Origin of the sequence: Actinosynnema sp. NPDC049800 (assembly GCF_040656635.1) — a bacterium.
In the GTDB taxonomy this organism is placed as follows: domain Bacteria; phylum Actinomycetota; class Actinomycetes; order Mycobacteriales; family Pseudonocardiaceae; genus Actinosynnema.
Map to the genome: position 1 here is coordinate 1 of NZ_JBFAMT010000065.1, position 14943 is coordinate 14943.

The window sequence follows — 14943 nt, forward strand, 5'->3', positions numbered from 1 at the left end:
GCGTGGTCGGACTTGGACGTGCTCGACACCGTGCTCGACGAGGTGGTCGAAGCCCTGGTGTCGTTGCGGCGGGTCGCGGCCGCCGAAGAATGGCCGTCCGCGACTCGACCACGATGCTGCGCCGCCAGCTGCGGCACATGTCCCGCGCCTGGTCCGTCACGCTGATGCTGCTCGCCGTGCCGATCGTCTTGCTGCTGCTGTTCGTCTACGTGCTCGGCGGCATGCTGGGCGACGGCCTCGGCGGCGGGTCGGGCGGCCGCGGCGCCTACGTCGGCTACGTCACGCCCGGGATCCTGCTCGTCACGATCACCGGCGCCGTGCAGGGCACCGCGATCTCGGTGGCGATCGACATGACGACGGGCATCATCGCCCGGTTCCGGACCATGGCCATCGCGCGGGTGTCCGTCCTGACCGGGCACGTGCTCGGCAGCGTGCTGCACACCCTGTTCAGCCTCGCCGTCGTGCTCGGCGCGGCCGTGCTCGTCGGGTTCCGGCCGAACGCGACCGCGGTCGAGTGGCTGGCGGTCGCCGGCGTGCTCACCGCGACGACGTTCGCGCTCGTGTGGCTGGCCGTCGCGATGGGGTTGGTGACGAAGACCGTCGCGGCGGCGAGCAACCTGGCCATGCCGCTGACGCTGCTGCCGCTGTTCGGCAGCGGGTTCGTGCCGACCGACTCGTTGCCGGCCGGGCTGCGGTGGTTCGCCGAGCTCCAGCCGTTCACCCCGGTCATGGAAACGCTGCGCGGCCTGCTGCTCGGCACGCCGATCGGGACCAGCGCCGTGGTCGCGCTCGGCTGGTGCGCCGTGATCGCGCTGGCCGGGTACGCGTGGGCGAAGCGGCTCTACAACCGGGACCGCACCCGCTGAGCGGTCCGCGCTCAGCGGCCGAGCGGACGCCCGCGCACCAGGTCCAGCGCCGCCGCGCGGAGACCGGCGCGGTCCAGGGCGGCGTACGACGACACGGCTTCGTCGTACGCCGCCCGGTCGGCCCGCTCGGCGTCCGCCCGGATCGAGGCCGGTGACATCGTCGGCTGGAAGTCGCACCAGAACCCGACCTGCTCGGCCACCGCGAGCATCCGGGCCGCCGACCGCGCGAGGCACGGGTCGCCGGCCCGGCGGGCGCGGGCCAGGTCGGCCGTGGCGACGGCCACGAGCAAGGTGCCGCAGAGCGACTGCGCCACCGGGTCCGGCGAAGGGGTCAACAGCTCGGCCAGCGGTCCGGGCAGCGCGTCGGCGACGTGGGCCACGAGGTCGAGCCGGTCGTGCCGGGCGTGCGCGACGACGGCCACCGACCGCGCCTGCGCCGCCCACGGGTCCCGGTCGGTCGGGACGCGGGCGTCGCCGACCCGCTCCACGGCCCGCCGCCACAGCCGCAGGCCGGCCTCCACCTCACCGCGGGCGAACCGCACCTCGGCCCGGATGCCGAGGTCGTAACCGACCGACTCGGCCTCCTCCTCGTCGAGCGCGACCGCCGTGAGGCCGTCCAGCCACCGCTCGGCCTCGGCTATGTCGCCGAGCTGGAGGTTGGCCAGCACGAGCCACGCCCGGACGCCGACCGCGTCGACCCGCGCGCCGAGTCGCTGGAGCAGCGGCAGCGCGGCGACCAGGTGGTCCCGTGCCTCCGCGCCACGCCCGGAGCGCAGGCAGATCTCGGCGACCCTGCCGTGCCCGAACGAGCGCGGCCACGGCAGGTCGTGCCCGGTGAACACGTCGAGCGCCCGCCGGGCGGCCACCAGCGCCGCGTCGACGTCGCCCACGGCTTCCCAGTGGTAGCCGGCGAACGCGTTCGCGACACCGGCCACCAGCGGCTCGGCGCTGTCGCACAGCCGGTGCAGCTCCGCCCGGTCGCCCAGCGCGGCGACCACCCAGCCGATCGCCCGGACCACTGTGTCCGGCTCCGCCACCCCGAGCCGGCGCAGCGCGACGACCGACCGCGGCGGCTTCGGGCCCTCGGCGCCGAACGTGTAGGCCGCGGCCACGGTGAGGGCGGTCCGGGCCACCTCGACGAACGCGGGCTCCGGCCGGTAGTGCGACAGCGCCCACGAGGTCTGCCGGATCAACGCCGTGAGCCGCGGGTAGTTCGACTCGAGGCTCCACGCGCCGCCGAGGACCGCGGTGACCGCCGCGACCGTGGGCCGGTCGTCGCGCCCGAGCGCCGACCGGAGCGCCTGGAGCAGGTTCTCCTGCTCCGCCTTGACCGCGGCGGCCGTGTCGTAGGGGTCGGAGCCGAACAGGCTCGCGTGCTCGGCGAGCCCGAACGCCCGCGCCCACGCCAGGAACGCGGTCGTCACGTCGTCGGCCTCACCCGCCGCCGTCAGCCGCGCGGCGCTGAACTCCCGGACCGTCTCCAGCATCCGGAACCGGGCGCCCGACGGCGTGTCGGACACCTTGATCAACGAGTGGTCGACCAGGTGCTCCAGCACCACGTCCACCTCACCCGTCGTCGTGGGCAGCCCGTCGAGCAGCACGCGCGCCGCGTCGGCGGTGAACCCGTCGGTGAACACCGAGAGAGCGCGCATCGCCGCCTGACCGGCCGGGTCGAGCAGGTTCCAGCTCCAGTCCACGACCGCGTGCAGCGTGTGGTGGCGTCGCGGCGCGTCCCGGGCGCCGCCGCGCAACAGGGCGAACCGGTCGTCGAGCCGCCGGGCGATCTCCGCCACGGACATGATCCGCACCCGGGCGGCGGCCAGCTCGACCGCGAGCGGCAGCCCGTCGAGGTGGCGGCACAGCTCCGCCACGGCCGGCTCGGGCAGGTCGACGCCGGGCCGCGCCGCCCGCGCCCGCTGCGCGAACAGCTCCGCGCTCGTCGCCAGGCTCAGCTCCGGCAGGTGGTGGACGGACTCCGACGACAGGCCGAGGGGTGTCCGGCCGGTGGTCAGCACCCGCGGCTCGGCGGTCAGCGACACCAGGGCGCGGACCAGGTCGGCGGCGCCCGCGACGACGTGCTCGCAGTTGTCCAGCACCAGCAGGGACGGGCCGGCGGCGAGCTTGGCCGCGATGGCGGCGGCGACGTCACCGCCCGTGACGGGCCCGCCCGGCGACCGGTGCTCGCCGACGCCGAGGGCCATCGCCACCTCGTGGGCCACGTCGTCGTCGGCGACGACGGCGGCCAGCGGCACGACGACCACCACCGGCGCCTGCGCGCGGCGGGCGACGGCGTGCGCGAGCCGGGTCTTGCCGAGGCCGCCCGGACCCACGATCGACGTCACGCGGGACGTGCGCAGCAGCGCCTCGACGGCGGCGACGTCCTCGTCCCGGCCCAGCAACGGGTTCGGCTCGTGCGCGACACCGTGCCGGACCGCGGGCGCCACGCCTTGGAGCAGCCGCCGGTGCTCCGCCCGCAGCGCCGGGCCGGGGTCCGCGCCGAGTTCCTCCCGCAACGCCCGCCGGTGCGCGTCGTAGCGGGCGAGCGCCGTGGCCGGGCCGACCGTCGCCGCCTCGCACCGCAACAGCTCGACCAGCACCTCCTCGTCACGCGGGTGGTCCGCGGCCAGCTCGGCCAACGGGCCCACCGCCTCGGCGGGCCGGTCCAGCCGGGCCAGGGCGAGCGCGCGGGCCCGCACCAGTGCGCGATGGGTGGCGTCCCGCTCCGCCCGCAACGCGGTGACGGGCTCGGCGTCGTCGCCCGGGTCGCCGTGCCACAGGGCGAGGCCCGCGTCGGCGTGCGAGAGCGCGGCGGCGTGGTCGCCGGCCCGCGAGCACCAGGCGGCGTCCTCGGCCCGGACCAGCACCGCCGAGCTGTCGACCTGGTCCTCGGCCAGCGCCAACCGGTAGCCGGTCGCGGTCCGCGCGATCACGTCGGCCCCGAGCCGGGACCGCGCCCGGGACACCAGGATCTGCACCGCCTTGGGCGGGTTCTCCGGCCGCTCGTCCGGCCACAGCCCGTCGACCAACCGCCCGGTGCCGCAGCCGGCGCGCAGGTCGGCCGCGAGCAGGGCCAGGAGACCGCGCAGCCGCGGACCCGCGATCTCGTGGCCGCGGAAGGACACCCCGGACAGCAGGACGAGATCGGGGGTCACGGAGCCAGCGTATCGACCCGGGCCGCGCGGCTAGGACACCCGGCTCGTCGCACGCATCCGCAGCCGGCGCGGCCGGATCACCGCGGCCGCGGCGGGGCGGACGTCCTCGCCGCCGGGCACGTGCTCCAGCCGCCACCGGGCGAGGATGGACGCCAGCGCCAACGTCGCCTCCATCAGGCTGAACTTGTCGCCGATGCACTTGCGGGCGCCGTTGGCGAACGGCACGAACGCGTGGCGCGCGGGCTTGCGGGCCGGGTCCCAGCGGTCGGGGTCGAAGCGCTGCGGGTCCGGGTGCAGGTCGGCGTCGTGGTGGATGGGGTACGGGCTGTAGGCCAGCACCGTGCCCGCCGCCAGCCGGTGCCCGCCGAGCTCGGTGTCGGCGGTGACCTCGCGGGTGAGGACGTACACCGGCGACCGCAGGCGCAGCGTCTCGGTGATCACGCGGCCGGTCAGCTCCAGCGCGGACACGTCGCCGGGCCCCGCGGTCCGCCCGGCCAGCACCGCGTCCACCTCGGCGTGCAGGCGGCGCTCGACGTCGGGGTGGCGTGCGATCAGGTGCAGCGCCCACGCCAGCGTGACGGCGGTCGTCTCGCTGCCGGCGAGGTGGAAGGTGAGCATCTGGTTGACCACCTCGTGGTCGGACAAGGTCCGGTCCGCGCCGGTGGACTCCTCGTCGTACCCGGCGAGGAGCGCGGACAGCAGGTCGCCCCGGTCGCCGCCCTCCTCGCGCCGGGCGCGGACGATCGCCTCGACCATCGCCCTGAGCCGGGCGTGCGCGCGCTCGAACCTCACGTTGACCGGCAGCGGCAGCCTGGTGAGCGCCTTGGGCATCATCATGCGCGGCAGGACGTCGGTGGCGAGCACGTCCGCGTCCTCCTGCGACTGCTTGAGCTCCGCGGGCGACAGCGTGTCGGAGAACATGGTGGCGGTGAGCACGTTGGTGGCGAGCATGCCCATCTCCGCGGGCACGTCGAGCACCTGCCCGTCGCGCCACGCGCCGACCCGGTCGGCGATCTGCGCGGACATCGTGCGCCCGTAGGCGTCGAACCTGCCGACGTGGAACGCGGGCTGCAGCAGCCGCCGCTGCCTGCGGTGCTCGTGGTGCGGGCAGGTGGACAGGTTGTTGCCGACCACGTCGCGCACCCGGTCGGCGAACGGGCCGCCCTTGTCGAACGTGCGGTCGTCGCGGAACACCTGCTGCGCCAACTCGGCGTCGCAGACCACGACCGCCTTGACCGGCCCGAACGCGATGCGCACCAGCGGTCCCTGGCGGGCCAGGGAACCGAGGAAGCCGAGCGGGTCGCGCATCATCGGCCAGGCGTGCCCGACGACCGGTAATCGACCTCGTGCCATGGGAATCCGCGTTGCCGGGTCCACTGGCCGCACCTCCCGCGCTCTCCCCCATCGTGGCGGTCGGGGCGCGGTCCGTCGACTACGGTTTGCCGATCGAGCCGTTCACACCGCGCGGTCCGGCCATGATCAGGGACGGCGCCGATCACGAGGACGAACGCCGACCTGCGCGTCACCGCACCGGCCGACGTTCGTGGGAAGCACCACGCGAGGTCGCCGTCAGCGGAGGCGTTCGAGGTAGTCGTGCTCCAGCAACCACGCCACGTTCAGCCGCTCCGGCGCGTCCGGCACGAACGCGCGGTTCAGCTGGTACTGCGTGCCGCCGCCGGACTGGGCGAACCACGGCGCGATGGGGCCCGCGTCCACGTCGAAGTCCCTGCTGACGAGGTAGACGTGGTAGTTGCAGTTCTCCGCCGGCGTGCCGACGAGGTTCTGCGGCGGGATGGAGCGGCTGGTGTAGGGCAGGCCCTCGGGCGCGAGGAACGCGCCGTACTCGCTGCCGTAGCGGTCGATCCGCTCACCCTGGTCCAGGGTCTCCCGCCGCTTGATCGGGTTGCCGTCCTGGTCGAGCTGGTAGCCGTCCGCCGGCGGGTAGCGCCACGAGTTCGCTTCGCTGTTGTAGTAGGTGTCGAAGAACTCCGCCTCGGGCAGGCCGCCGGTCCGGTCGTACCCGACCAACTGGCGGCCGACCGGGCCCGCCACGGGCAGGCGCTCGGGTCCCAGCCTGCGGTCGCCCTGGTACAGCTCCTCGGAGCACTGGGTGGGGTTGTTCCGCGCCGCGGCGTCGTCCTGGGCCGCCTGGGCGGACGGTGCGGCGGCCAGCGCCGACGCCAACAGGACTGACGACACGGCGGCGGCGAACTTGGCGAACCCGCGCATCCGACGACCTCCTCGTGCTCGACGGCCGGACGCGGGGAACGCTAGCGCCGTCGGGCTCCGGGCTGGAGGCGTCGAAGCCGGGTTCACCCGATCATTCACGCCACGTGAGCCGGTCGAGTGCACGGTTCCGCTGCGTAGCGATGTCGGTCGCGCCAACAATTCGCTGGTCATCTGCGCACGCCGCTGCCTACCGTGTCGCCGTCGATCGAGGCGGGGAAGGGGTGGACCAGTGCGGCTGGCCGGGCGGGAGTGGCGGACGCTGGTCAGCGCCGTGCGGTTGGGCGGCGACAGCTACCGGGTGATCCGTCCCTCGCGACCGATCGCCCACGCGTCCCTGCACGAAGCCGCGCACAGCCCGCAGATGTCGGTGGACAAGGCCGCGACCGCGGACCTCGCGTCCGCCTGGTGGCTGGCCTCGCGCTCACCCCGCAGCCTCGTCTACCTGCCGCTGCGGTCGAGCCCGTCCCGCTGCGGCGAGGAGTACGGCGGCCGCAGGCTCGACCTCGTGCTGCTGCACCACAGCCTCCGGTTCCCGGTGTCGCGGTGGAAGCAGGTCCGCGCCGGCCTGTCACCGGCCGCCACCCACAAGGTGACGCTGCCGCCGGAGGCGTTCCGCCCGGTCGGGCGCGAGGAGCACGAGCGTTCCTTCCACCGCGAGTTCCGCGACCACCTGCGCTGGAGCATCGCCGCGGACACCCTGTTCGTCGTCGGCAGTCGGCGCGCCTACGAGCTCCGGGGCGAGCAGCTGCGCGCGCTCGCCGAGGACTGCCCGGCCCACCTCGCCACCTCACCCGACACGCACTGCTGCGCGGAGATCGGGCTGGGCCGCTGCCGGACGTCCAACGGGGACGCCCGCAACCCGTTCATCGGGCTGCACGTCGAATGCTGCAACCGCCACTGGTGAACCACGCCCGCGGCACGTGACGGGTGACCACCTGATCCAGTCGGTCCCATCGCACGCACGCCGGCGGCGCCCACGCGACGCCAACGCGTCCGTCGCGCCGGCCGAGTCTTGACGCACGCACGGCGCACTGCCAGCATTGGTCCCGATGTTTGCGTAAACATTGCGCGTGGGACGGCAACGCCGCCGCACGGCGCCCGTCGGGAACCCCCGACAGCGCCTTGGCCCGACCGCGCGAGGGCCGCTCAACGGGACGGTGCCCCGTCCCGGATGGGCCAGCGCGCGGATTCGCCCACGCCGGGCGCCGGCCGTTCGATCCCTGTGGTGGGCCGGACAAAGGAGTCCAGATGTCCCGCTTGTCCCCGAGGCGGTGGCGTGCGGCGTTGACCGCCGCGGCCGTCGGCCTGGCAACCCTGCTGCTACCCGGCGGCACGGCGCACGCCGCGCCCGTCACCGTGGACGTGGGGGTGCAGTTCACCGACACGAGCGGCAACCTCGTCCAGGCGCACGGCGGTGGCGTGATCAAGGTCGGCAGCTACTACTACTGGTTCGGCGAGAACCGGCACCCGGACAACCTGTTCCGGGCCGTGTCCGTCTACCGGTCCACCGACCTGAAGACCTGGGAGTTCCGCAACAACGTGCTCACCCAGAACAGCCACTCGGAACTGCGCACGTCCTGGGTGGAACGACCGAAGGTCATCTACAACGCGTCCACGGGCCAGTACGTCATGTGGATGCACTGGGAGAACGGCCAGCACTACGGCGAGGCACGGGCCGCCGTGGCGTACTCGTCCACTGTGGACGGCAACTACACCTACCAGGGCAGTTTCCGGCCGCTCGGGCAGCACATGTCGCGTGACATCACGCTGTACAAGGACGACGACGGCACGGCGTACATGATCTCGGCCGCGCGGGAGAACTACGACCTGCACATCTACCGCCTCAACGCCGACTACCGCAATGTCGCGCAACTGGTCGGCAACCCGTGGCCCGGCGGGCACCGCGAGGCCCCGGCGTTGTTCAAGCGCAACGGCGTGTACTTCATGCTCACGTCCGGCGCCACGGGGTGGTCGCCGAACCAGGCGAAGTACGCCACCGCCACCAGCGTGTCCGGTCCGTGGAGCGAGATGCGCAACGTGGGCGACTCCACCACGTACCGCTCGCAACCCGCGTACGTGCTGCCGATCCAGGGCACCCAGACGACGTCCTACCTCTGCATGGGCGACCGCTGGGCCGGCGCCTGGAACGGACCCGTGAGCGACTCCAGCTACGTCTGGCTCCCGATCACGTTCTCCGACAACACCACCATGAGCCTGTCGAACGCGGGCCAGATCGTCATCGACACGGCGACCGGCACGATCAGCCCGGTGGCCCTGACGTACAACCGGATCAGCGTGCGGCACTCCGGCAAGTGCCTCGACGTCGCCAACGCCAGCGGCGCGGACGGCGCGGCGTTGATGCAGTACCCGTGCGGCAGCGGCACGAACCAGCAGTTCCGCCTGCAGTCCGCGGGCGGCGCCTACTACCAGCTGATCGCCCGGCACTCCAGCAAGTGCCTCGACGTGAGCGACAGCAGCACGGCCGACGGCGCGGCCGTCGTGCAGTGGAGCTGCAACTCCGGGCAGAACCAGCAGTGGTCGCTGGTCGACGCGGGCTCCGGCTACTCCAGGCTGGTCGCGCGGCACTCCGGCAAGTGCCTGGACCTGCCGAGCAGCTCGCAGGAGAACCTGCAGTTCAAGCAGTACCCGTGCAACTCCGGGCAGAACCAGCAGTTCCAGCTCACGCGCGTCTGAGCAGGGCGCTCACCCTCGACCGGGCCGCCGAGCCGGTCCGGTCGGGGCGGGCGCGCGGGTCCCCCGCCGTCAGGCGAGGTGGTGGAACCCGGTCGCCGCCGACGTCAACGCGTCCACGCAGGCCCTGATCGCACCCCGGTCGTCGTCCTCGGCGCGGTTGATCGCGTAGATGGTGCGGTTGAGGGCCGGGCGGGTGGTGAGGAGCCGCACGCCCTCGGGCACCGAGTCGCGGCCAAGGCGCGGGATCGCGGCGGCGCCCACGTTGCCCGCGACCAGGGCCAGCTGGGTCGGGTAGCTGCCGACGGTGCAGGTGATCCGCGCGCCCAAACCCTGCTGCCGCAGCACGTGCACGAGCCAGTCGTGGCAGCCCGAGCCCGCGCTCCAGGCGATCCACGGCAGGTCGTCCACCTCGGCCAGGTCGACGGCCTTGCGGTGCGCCAGGCGGTGGCCCGCGGGCAGGGCGAGGTCCGCCACGTCGGACAGCAGCGTGGTCCGCGAGGTCGACGGCGGCACGGTGACGGGGCGGTGCTCCCAGCTCTCCAGCACCGCCACGTCCAGCCTGCCGTCGACCACCAGCGGCATGGTCTCCTCGGCCTCGCCCTCGTGCAGGGTCACCTCCAGGCCGGGGTGCTGGGCGCGCAACGTCGCCAGCACGGGTGGCAGCAGGGCGTGCACGGTGGTGGGGATGGCCCCGATGCGCAGCGGGCCGGTGATGTCCTCGCGCAGCAGCTCCAGGTCCGACCGCGCCTTGTCGACCTGGGCCAGGATGGTGGCCGCGTGACCCGCGAGCACGTGCCCGGCGGTGGTGAGGCGGACGGTGCGGCCGTGCGGCTCCAGCAGCCGTTGGCCTGCCTCCCGTTCCAGCTTCGCCAGCTGCTGGGACACGCCGGACGGGGTGACGTGCAGCGCGGCCGCCGCCGCCGCGACCGTCCCGTGGGTCGCCACGGCGTGCAGGGCACGCATCCGCTCCAAACCGAACACGGTAGAGATGCTACCGAATTCCGCTCACGACAATTCGCTTGTCCTTGATGGTCGGTGGACCTCAGGGTGGACGGGTGACCACGACCGAAGCCCGACCGGCGACCGTGCTGCCCGCCACGCGGGTGAACCCGGCCCTGCTCGCGATGGCGGGCAGCCTCTGCATCGCGCTGTCGTCGGTGTTCATCAAGGTGTCCGGGGCCAGCGGCAGCACCAGCGCGTTCTGGCGCTGCCTGTTCTCGCTGCCGGTGCTGGGCGTGCTGGTGTGGTGGGAACGGCGGCGGGGCACGGCGCGGCGGCGGTTGCTGCTGCCGCTGCTGGCGGGGGTCGGGCTCGGCGTGGACTTCGTGCTGTGGGGTGACGCGATCGCCCTGGTCGGCGCGGGCATCGCGACCGTGCTGCTGTCCGTGCAGGTGGTGATCGTGCCCGCGGTGGCCTACCTGGTGTTCCGGGAACGGCCGTCGAACCGCTTCGTGTGGGCCGCGCCCGTGCTGCTGGGCGGGATCGTGCTTGCGGGCGGTCTGGCGGGGACGCCGGCGTTCGGCCCCGACCCGGTCCTGGGCGCGGTGCTGGCGCTGGGCGCGGGTGTGGGGTTCGCCGCCTACCTGGTGCTGATGCGGCGCAGCACCGGACCCGGCGCCCGCGACCACACGTTGTTCCTGGCCACCGTGTCGGCCGGGGTGACGGCGGTGGCGATCGGCGTGCCGACGGGCCGGCTCGACCTGTCGCCGGGGTGGCCCGTGCTCGGCTGGCTGGTCGCGTTGGCGCTGATCGGCCAGATCGCGGGCTGGCTGCTGATCTCCACGGCGCTGCCGCGGCTGTCGAGTGCCACGGGCGCCACGATGATGCTGTTGCAGCCGGTGGGCGCGATCCTCATGGGTGTCGTGCTGCTGCACGAGCGGCCGAGCGCGCCGCAGCTGGTCGGGTGCCTGGTGGTGCTCGGCGCGGTCGCCTTCGTCAGCGTCGGGTCGCGCCGCTGACGGGGCGCGTGGGCGTCAGTGCGGCGTGGTGTTCGTGAGGCGGACGAGGAACTCCGCGTTGTCGCTCGTCTTGCGCAGGCCGTCGAGGAGCACGTCGATCGCGTCCTCCTTGCCGGCGAGGGCGCGGCGCAGCAGGCGGGTCGCCGTCGCTTCGCGCGGGGTGAGCAGCAGGTCGTCGCGGCGGGTGCCGGACTGGGTGACCTCCACGGCGGGGAACACGCGCCGGGCGGCGGCCTTGCGGTCCAGCCGCAGCTCGGCGTTGCCGGTGCCCTTGTACTCCTCGAAGAGCAGCGAGTCGCCCACCGAGCCGGTGTCGACCAGCGCGGTGGCGATGATCGTCAGCGAACCGCCGCCGTCGACGTTGCGCGCGGCGCCCAGGAACCGCTTGGGGCCGATGAGGGAGCCGGCGTCCACGCCGCCGGACAGGGTCCGGCCGGACACGGGTGCGGCGAGGTTGTAGGCGCGACCCAGTCGGGTCGCGGAGTCCATCAGCACCACGACGTCGCGCCCCAGCTCGACCAGGCGTTTCGCCCGTTCGACGGCGAGTTCGGCGAGCGCGGTGTGGTGGCGGGGCGGGTGGTCGAAGGTGGCGGCGACGACCTCGGCGGGCACGGCTCGCGCGAGGTCGGTGACCTCCTCCGGCCGTTCGCCGACCAGGACCAGCATCAGGTGGCACTCCGGGTGGTTCTTGGCGAGGCCGTGCGCGATGGACCGCAGCACGGTGGTCTTGCCCGCCTTGGGCGGGGCGAAGATCAACGCGCGCTGGCCCTTGCCGATGGGCATCACCAGGTCGACCACCCGCGTGGTCAGCTCGTGCGCCTCCGTCTCCAGCCGCAGCCGTTCGTGCGGGTGGGTGGGCACGAGGTCGGCGAAGGACGGCCGGGACCGGGCGTGGCGCGGGTGCGCGCCGTTGACGGCCTCGACGGTGACCATCGACGGCGCCTTGCCCTCCCTGGGCGGTGGCGCGACGCGGCCGTGCACCTCGTCACCGCGCCGCAGCCCGTGTTCGGCCACGAGGTGCTGCGCGACGGCGACGTCCCGCGGTCCGGGCAGGTAGCCCTCGGTGCGCAGGACGGCGCGGCGGTCCACGACGTCGAGGACGCCGGAGGTGAGGCGGGTGTCGGAAAAATCGTTGTGGTTCAAGGGTTTTCTCCCTGATCGCGGGAATGGGTGGACGCGCGGCGACGCCGCGGCGGGAACCCGGGACCACGTCGGGAAAGGCTCGAGGAGCCACGTCCGACCGGTGCCGGGGATTTCGAGAGATGTCGCGGGAGGGGCTGACGCCACCTACGTCCGCGAGAACGAGATGTCACGCAGCATAACCACCGACCTGGACACCGCGCAACCGAGTCCCCCGACGAGCAGCCGCCGGCCGGCGTGACGGCTGGTACACCGGGGTGCGCGAGGTCGGGTCGAGGGCGACGGGTGCCGGTGGTGTCGCGGTTGCCGCTCGTGGAGGACGGGTGTCGCGGTCACCGCTCGTCAGGTGTCACGAGACGGCCAGGGCGGCCTCGGGGGTGCACGGCTTCTCCATCGGGCCCAGCTCGCGCCAGTTCAGCGACCACACCCGGACCTCGCCGGCGACGCGGCGGCCCAGCAAGCAGGCCTTGGCGCCGCCGTTGTTCGCCGACAGCGCCACGCCGACGTCGGAGCCCCGGACGCGCACCAGCACCCGCGGCGGGATGCTCGCCAGGTTGGTCTCCGGGTCCACCCGCGGCGCGGGCAGACCGGTGGCGAGCGCGGTTCGCACCTCGGCTTCGCCGGGCGTCCCGGGCAGCGCGCCGAGGGTGGCTTCCAGGGCCGGTGCGAAGTCCGACGGGACGTCCCGCTTCGGCAGCGGCGGCGGCGTGATCGGGGTGGCGTCGTCCGGGCAGGCGACCCGGGACGGCTCCGACACCGCGCCGTAGTAGTCGAACTCCACCTCGTAGCAGGCGTCGAACGCCGGGGTCTGCTGCCAACCCGAGTCGTGGGCGTCGTGGTGGATCCGCCAGACCAGGCGCGCCATCGGGTCCTCGGGGTCCTGGTGCGCGAGGTCCTCGGCCCGCAGGACGCTGAAGCCCGGCGACTTGCCGAGGCTCGTGGCCAACGCGGCACGGGCGAAACCGGCCGCGTCCGGCTGGTGCGGGTGGCCGATGGCGTCGGCCAGGGTCGCGGACCGCCGATCCAGCTCGTCCTCGACCGCGGCCGAACAGTCCAGCACACCGCACGAGGCGAGCAGCACGCCCGCGCACGCGACCGCCGCGATCCGCGGTGAAGTGATCACGTCCCCCACGTTATCCGTGCCGGTGACCGGGGCGCATGAGCAATTCCCCGCGGCCGGGCGGCACCGATCGACCTGCCGGACGAGTCGGGTCACAGGCCGAAGGCCAGCAGCACGCTGCCGTTCGGGTTCGGGTAGGTCGGCCAGTACCCCGCCTGCACGTAGACCATGCCACCGGACACCACCGCGCCACCGCCGCTGCCGGAGACCGACCCGCCGCGGCCCGGCAGGCCGTTGACGCCGGTGAAGTCCTGGAGCGTGTCGAACGTCCAGAGCACCCGGCCGTCACGGGCCGAGTACGCCCGCAGCTTGCCGTCGTTGCTGCCCTCGTAGACCAGGCCGGGGCTGCTGGTCACGCCGGGACCGTGGGCGAGCGTGCACAGGTCCGGGTACGCCGCCGCACCGCCGGTCGTGCAGCCGTCGGCCGGGTTCGGCGTCTCCCACAGCACGTCCCCGTCCGCCGGGTCGAGCGCGAACACCTTGCCCGGGTCGGCGAAGTAGGTCGCGACGTACAGCCGGCGCCCGTCGAAGCTCGTGCCCCACTGGATGCCGCCGAAGCCCGAGCCCGGGATCGGCAGGCCGAGCGCGCGCCGCCACACCACTTCGCCCGTCACGGCGTCGAACACGTGGTACACGCCGAGCTTCTGCCCCACACCCACCAGCGCCCGCCCGTCGACGGTGAACAGGTTGGGCGTGGCGCCGATGTCGTAGTCCAGCGCCGAGCCGTCGGCCAGGCCCGGGCAGTAGGGCGCGCCGTCCGGCAGGTTGCACAGCAGCCGCCACGTGTCGGCCTTGGTGACCTGGTTGCGCCACTTCACCGCGCCGGTCCGGTGGTCGAGCGCGAGCAGCGTGTCGAAGTCGCCGGTCGTGCCGGTGTAGAGCTGGCCGGTGCCCACGTACAGCGTGCCGGTGCGCTGGTCGACCACCGGCGAGGACCACACGCCCGCCCCGGACGGTTCGTGGCGGGTGGCGCCGCTGGGCCACGTCCCGACGGCCCGCGGTTCGGGCACGGTGTAGTGCCGCCACACCAGTTCGCCCGTGCGGGCGTCGAGGGCGTCGAGGTGGCCGCGGAACGTGCAGCAGGGGTAGGCCGGGTCGTCGGCGGTGCCGTCCGGGCTGTTGAGCGAGTTCTCGCCGCTGGACGTGCCCACGTACACCAGGCCGTCGTGCACCAGCGGCGAACTGGTCACCGTCGCCGCCGGGTGCTCGTCGACCTCCTTGGCCCACGCGAGCTGCCCGGTGCGCTGGTCCAGCGCGTAGACGAAGCCCCGGATGTCCCCGAAGTAGACCTTCCCGCCCGCCACCGACGGTCCGTCCCACGGTATGGCGGGCCGCGGCTTGGCGCCCGGCTCGACGCCGCCGAGGTCGAACGTCCACCGGTCCGCCCCGGTGCGGGCGTCACGGGCGCGGAACCGGCCGTCCGGACCGCCGAAGTACACCGTCCCGTCGACCACGGCGGGCTGGCTGCGCACGGGGAACGGCGTGCCGCTCGCCGGGTAGGCGAACGCCCACTTCAGCTCCAGCCGGTCCACGTTGCGCGGCGTGATCCGCCACTCGGCGGCGTTGTGCCTGCTGCCCTTGAGGTCCTTCTGCCACGTCGGCCAGTCGCCGCCGCCCGCGCCGAGCGGTGCCGCCGCGGTGACGCCCGCGCCGAGCACGGTGGTCACCGCCGCGACCGCCAAGAGGGCCGTGGCCCCGCGCCTGTGTGCCATCTCCGTCATCCCCTCCCGCCGGTGGGTCGACCCACGGTGGCACGGGGCCGTGGCCGGGCACGTGGTGCGGAC

The 14943-nt window shown here is 73.9% G+C and carries 11 protein-coding genes; 4 read left to right on the forward strand and 7 right to left on the reverse strand.

What is annotated here, in order from left to right; genetic code table 11:
* Positions 1-89: 89 nt before the first annotated feature.
* On the forward strand, positions 90-866 hold the full coding sequence (locus AB0I91_RS39075) for an ABC transporter permease (protein ID WP_499641367.1): 777 nt from the start codon (positions 90-92) through the stop codon (positions 864-866).
* An 11-nt stretch (positions 867-877) separates the two neighbouring features.
* Here the strand turns inward: AB0I91_RS39075 and AB0I91_RS39080 are convergent, their stop codons facing one another.
* The 3 genes from AB0I91_RS39080 to AB0I91_RS39090 form a co-directional block, all read right to left on the reverse strand.
* The gene (locus tag AB0I91_RS39080) at positions 878-4018 is read right to left on the reverse strand and encodes an ATP-binding protein (protein WP_499641369.1); all 3141 of its coding nucleotides are present in this window, start codon (positions 4016-4018) and stop codon (positions 878-880) included.
* A gap of 30 nt (positions 4019-4048) precedes the next feature.
* A complete protein-coding gene (locus tag AB0I91_RS39085) occupies positions 4049-5371 on the reverse strand; it encodes a cytochrome P450 (RefSeq protein WP_498779660.1) in 1323 nt (440 codons plus the stop codon).
* A gap of 216 nt (positions 5372-5587) precedes the next feature.
* The gene (locus AB0I91_RS39090) at positions 5588-6247 is read right to left on the reverse strand and encodes a TNT domain-containing protein (protein ID WP_498779661.1); all 660 of its coding nucleotides are present in this window, start codon (positions 6245-6247) and stop codon (positions 5588-5590) included.
* Positions 6248-6476: 229 nt separating this feature from the next.
* On the opposite strand from AB0I91_RS39090, the gene AB0I91_RS39095 reads away from it, so the two are divergent.
* Positions 6477-7151 carry a hypothetical protein gene (locus AB0I91_RS39095; RefSeq protein ID WP_499641371.1) on the forward strand — a complete coding sequence of 225 codons (675 nt, stop codon included), beginning with the start codon at positions 6477-6479 and terminating at the stop codon, positions 7149-7151.
* A gap of 344 nt (positions 7152-7495) precedes the next feature.
* Positions 7496-8941, forward strand: coding sequence for an RICIN domain-containing protein (locus AB0I91_RS39100; RefSeq protein ID WP_499641373.1), 1446 nt, complete (start codon positions 7496-7498; stop codon positions 8939-8941).
* A gap of 69 nt (positions 8942-9010) precedes the next feature.
* Here AB0I91_RS39100 and AB0I91_RS39105 read toward each other — a convergent pair whose 3' ends face one another.
* Complete coding sequence (locus AB0I91_RS39105; protein WP_499641375.1) at positions 9011-9922, reverse strand: LysR family transcriptional regulator; 912 nt, start codon at positions 9920-9922, stop codon at positions 9011-9013.
* A gap of 47 nt (positions 9923-9969) precedes the next feature.
* Between AB0I91_RS39105 and AB0I91_RS39110 the strand changes: the two genes are divergently transcribed.
* Positions 9970-10899 carry a DMT family transporter gene (locus AB0I91_RS39110; RefSeq protein ID WP_499612330.1) on the forward strand — a complete coding sequence of 310 codons (930 nt, stop codon included), beginning with the start codon at positions 9970-9972 and terminating at the stop codon, positions 10897-10899.
* A gap of 15 nt (positions 10900-10914) precedes the next feature.
* Here AB0I91_RS39110 and AB0I91_RS39115 read toward each other — a convergent pair whose 3' ends face one another.
* From AB0I91_RS39115 to AB0I91_RS39125, 3 genes are all read right to left on the reverse strand, one after another.
* Positions 10915-12042 carry a transcription termination factor Rho, short form gene (locus AB0I91_RS39115; protein WP_498779669.1) on the reverse strand — a complete coding sequence of 376 codons (1128 nt, stop codon included), beginning with the start codon at positions 12040-12042 and terminating at the stop codon, positions 10915-10917.
* Positions 12043-12388: 346 nt separating this feature from the next.
* The gene (locus AB0I91_RS39120) at positions 12389-13162 is read right to left on the reverse strand and encodes a hypothetical protein (protein ID WP_499641377.1); all 774 of its coding nucleotides are present in this window, start codon (positions 13160-13162) and stop codon (positions 12389-12391) included.
* An 89-nt stretch (positions 13163-13251) separates the two neighbouring features.
* Positions 13252-14871: an outer membrane protein assembly factor BamB family protein gene (locus tag AB0I91_RS39125; protein ID WP_499641379.1), complete on the reverse strand. Its 1620-nt coding sequence runs from the start codon at positions 14869-14871 to the stop codon at positions 13252-13254.
* Between the last annotated feature and the right edge of the window lie 72 nt (positions 14872-14943).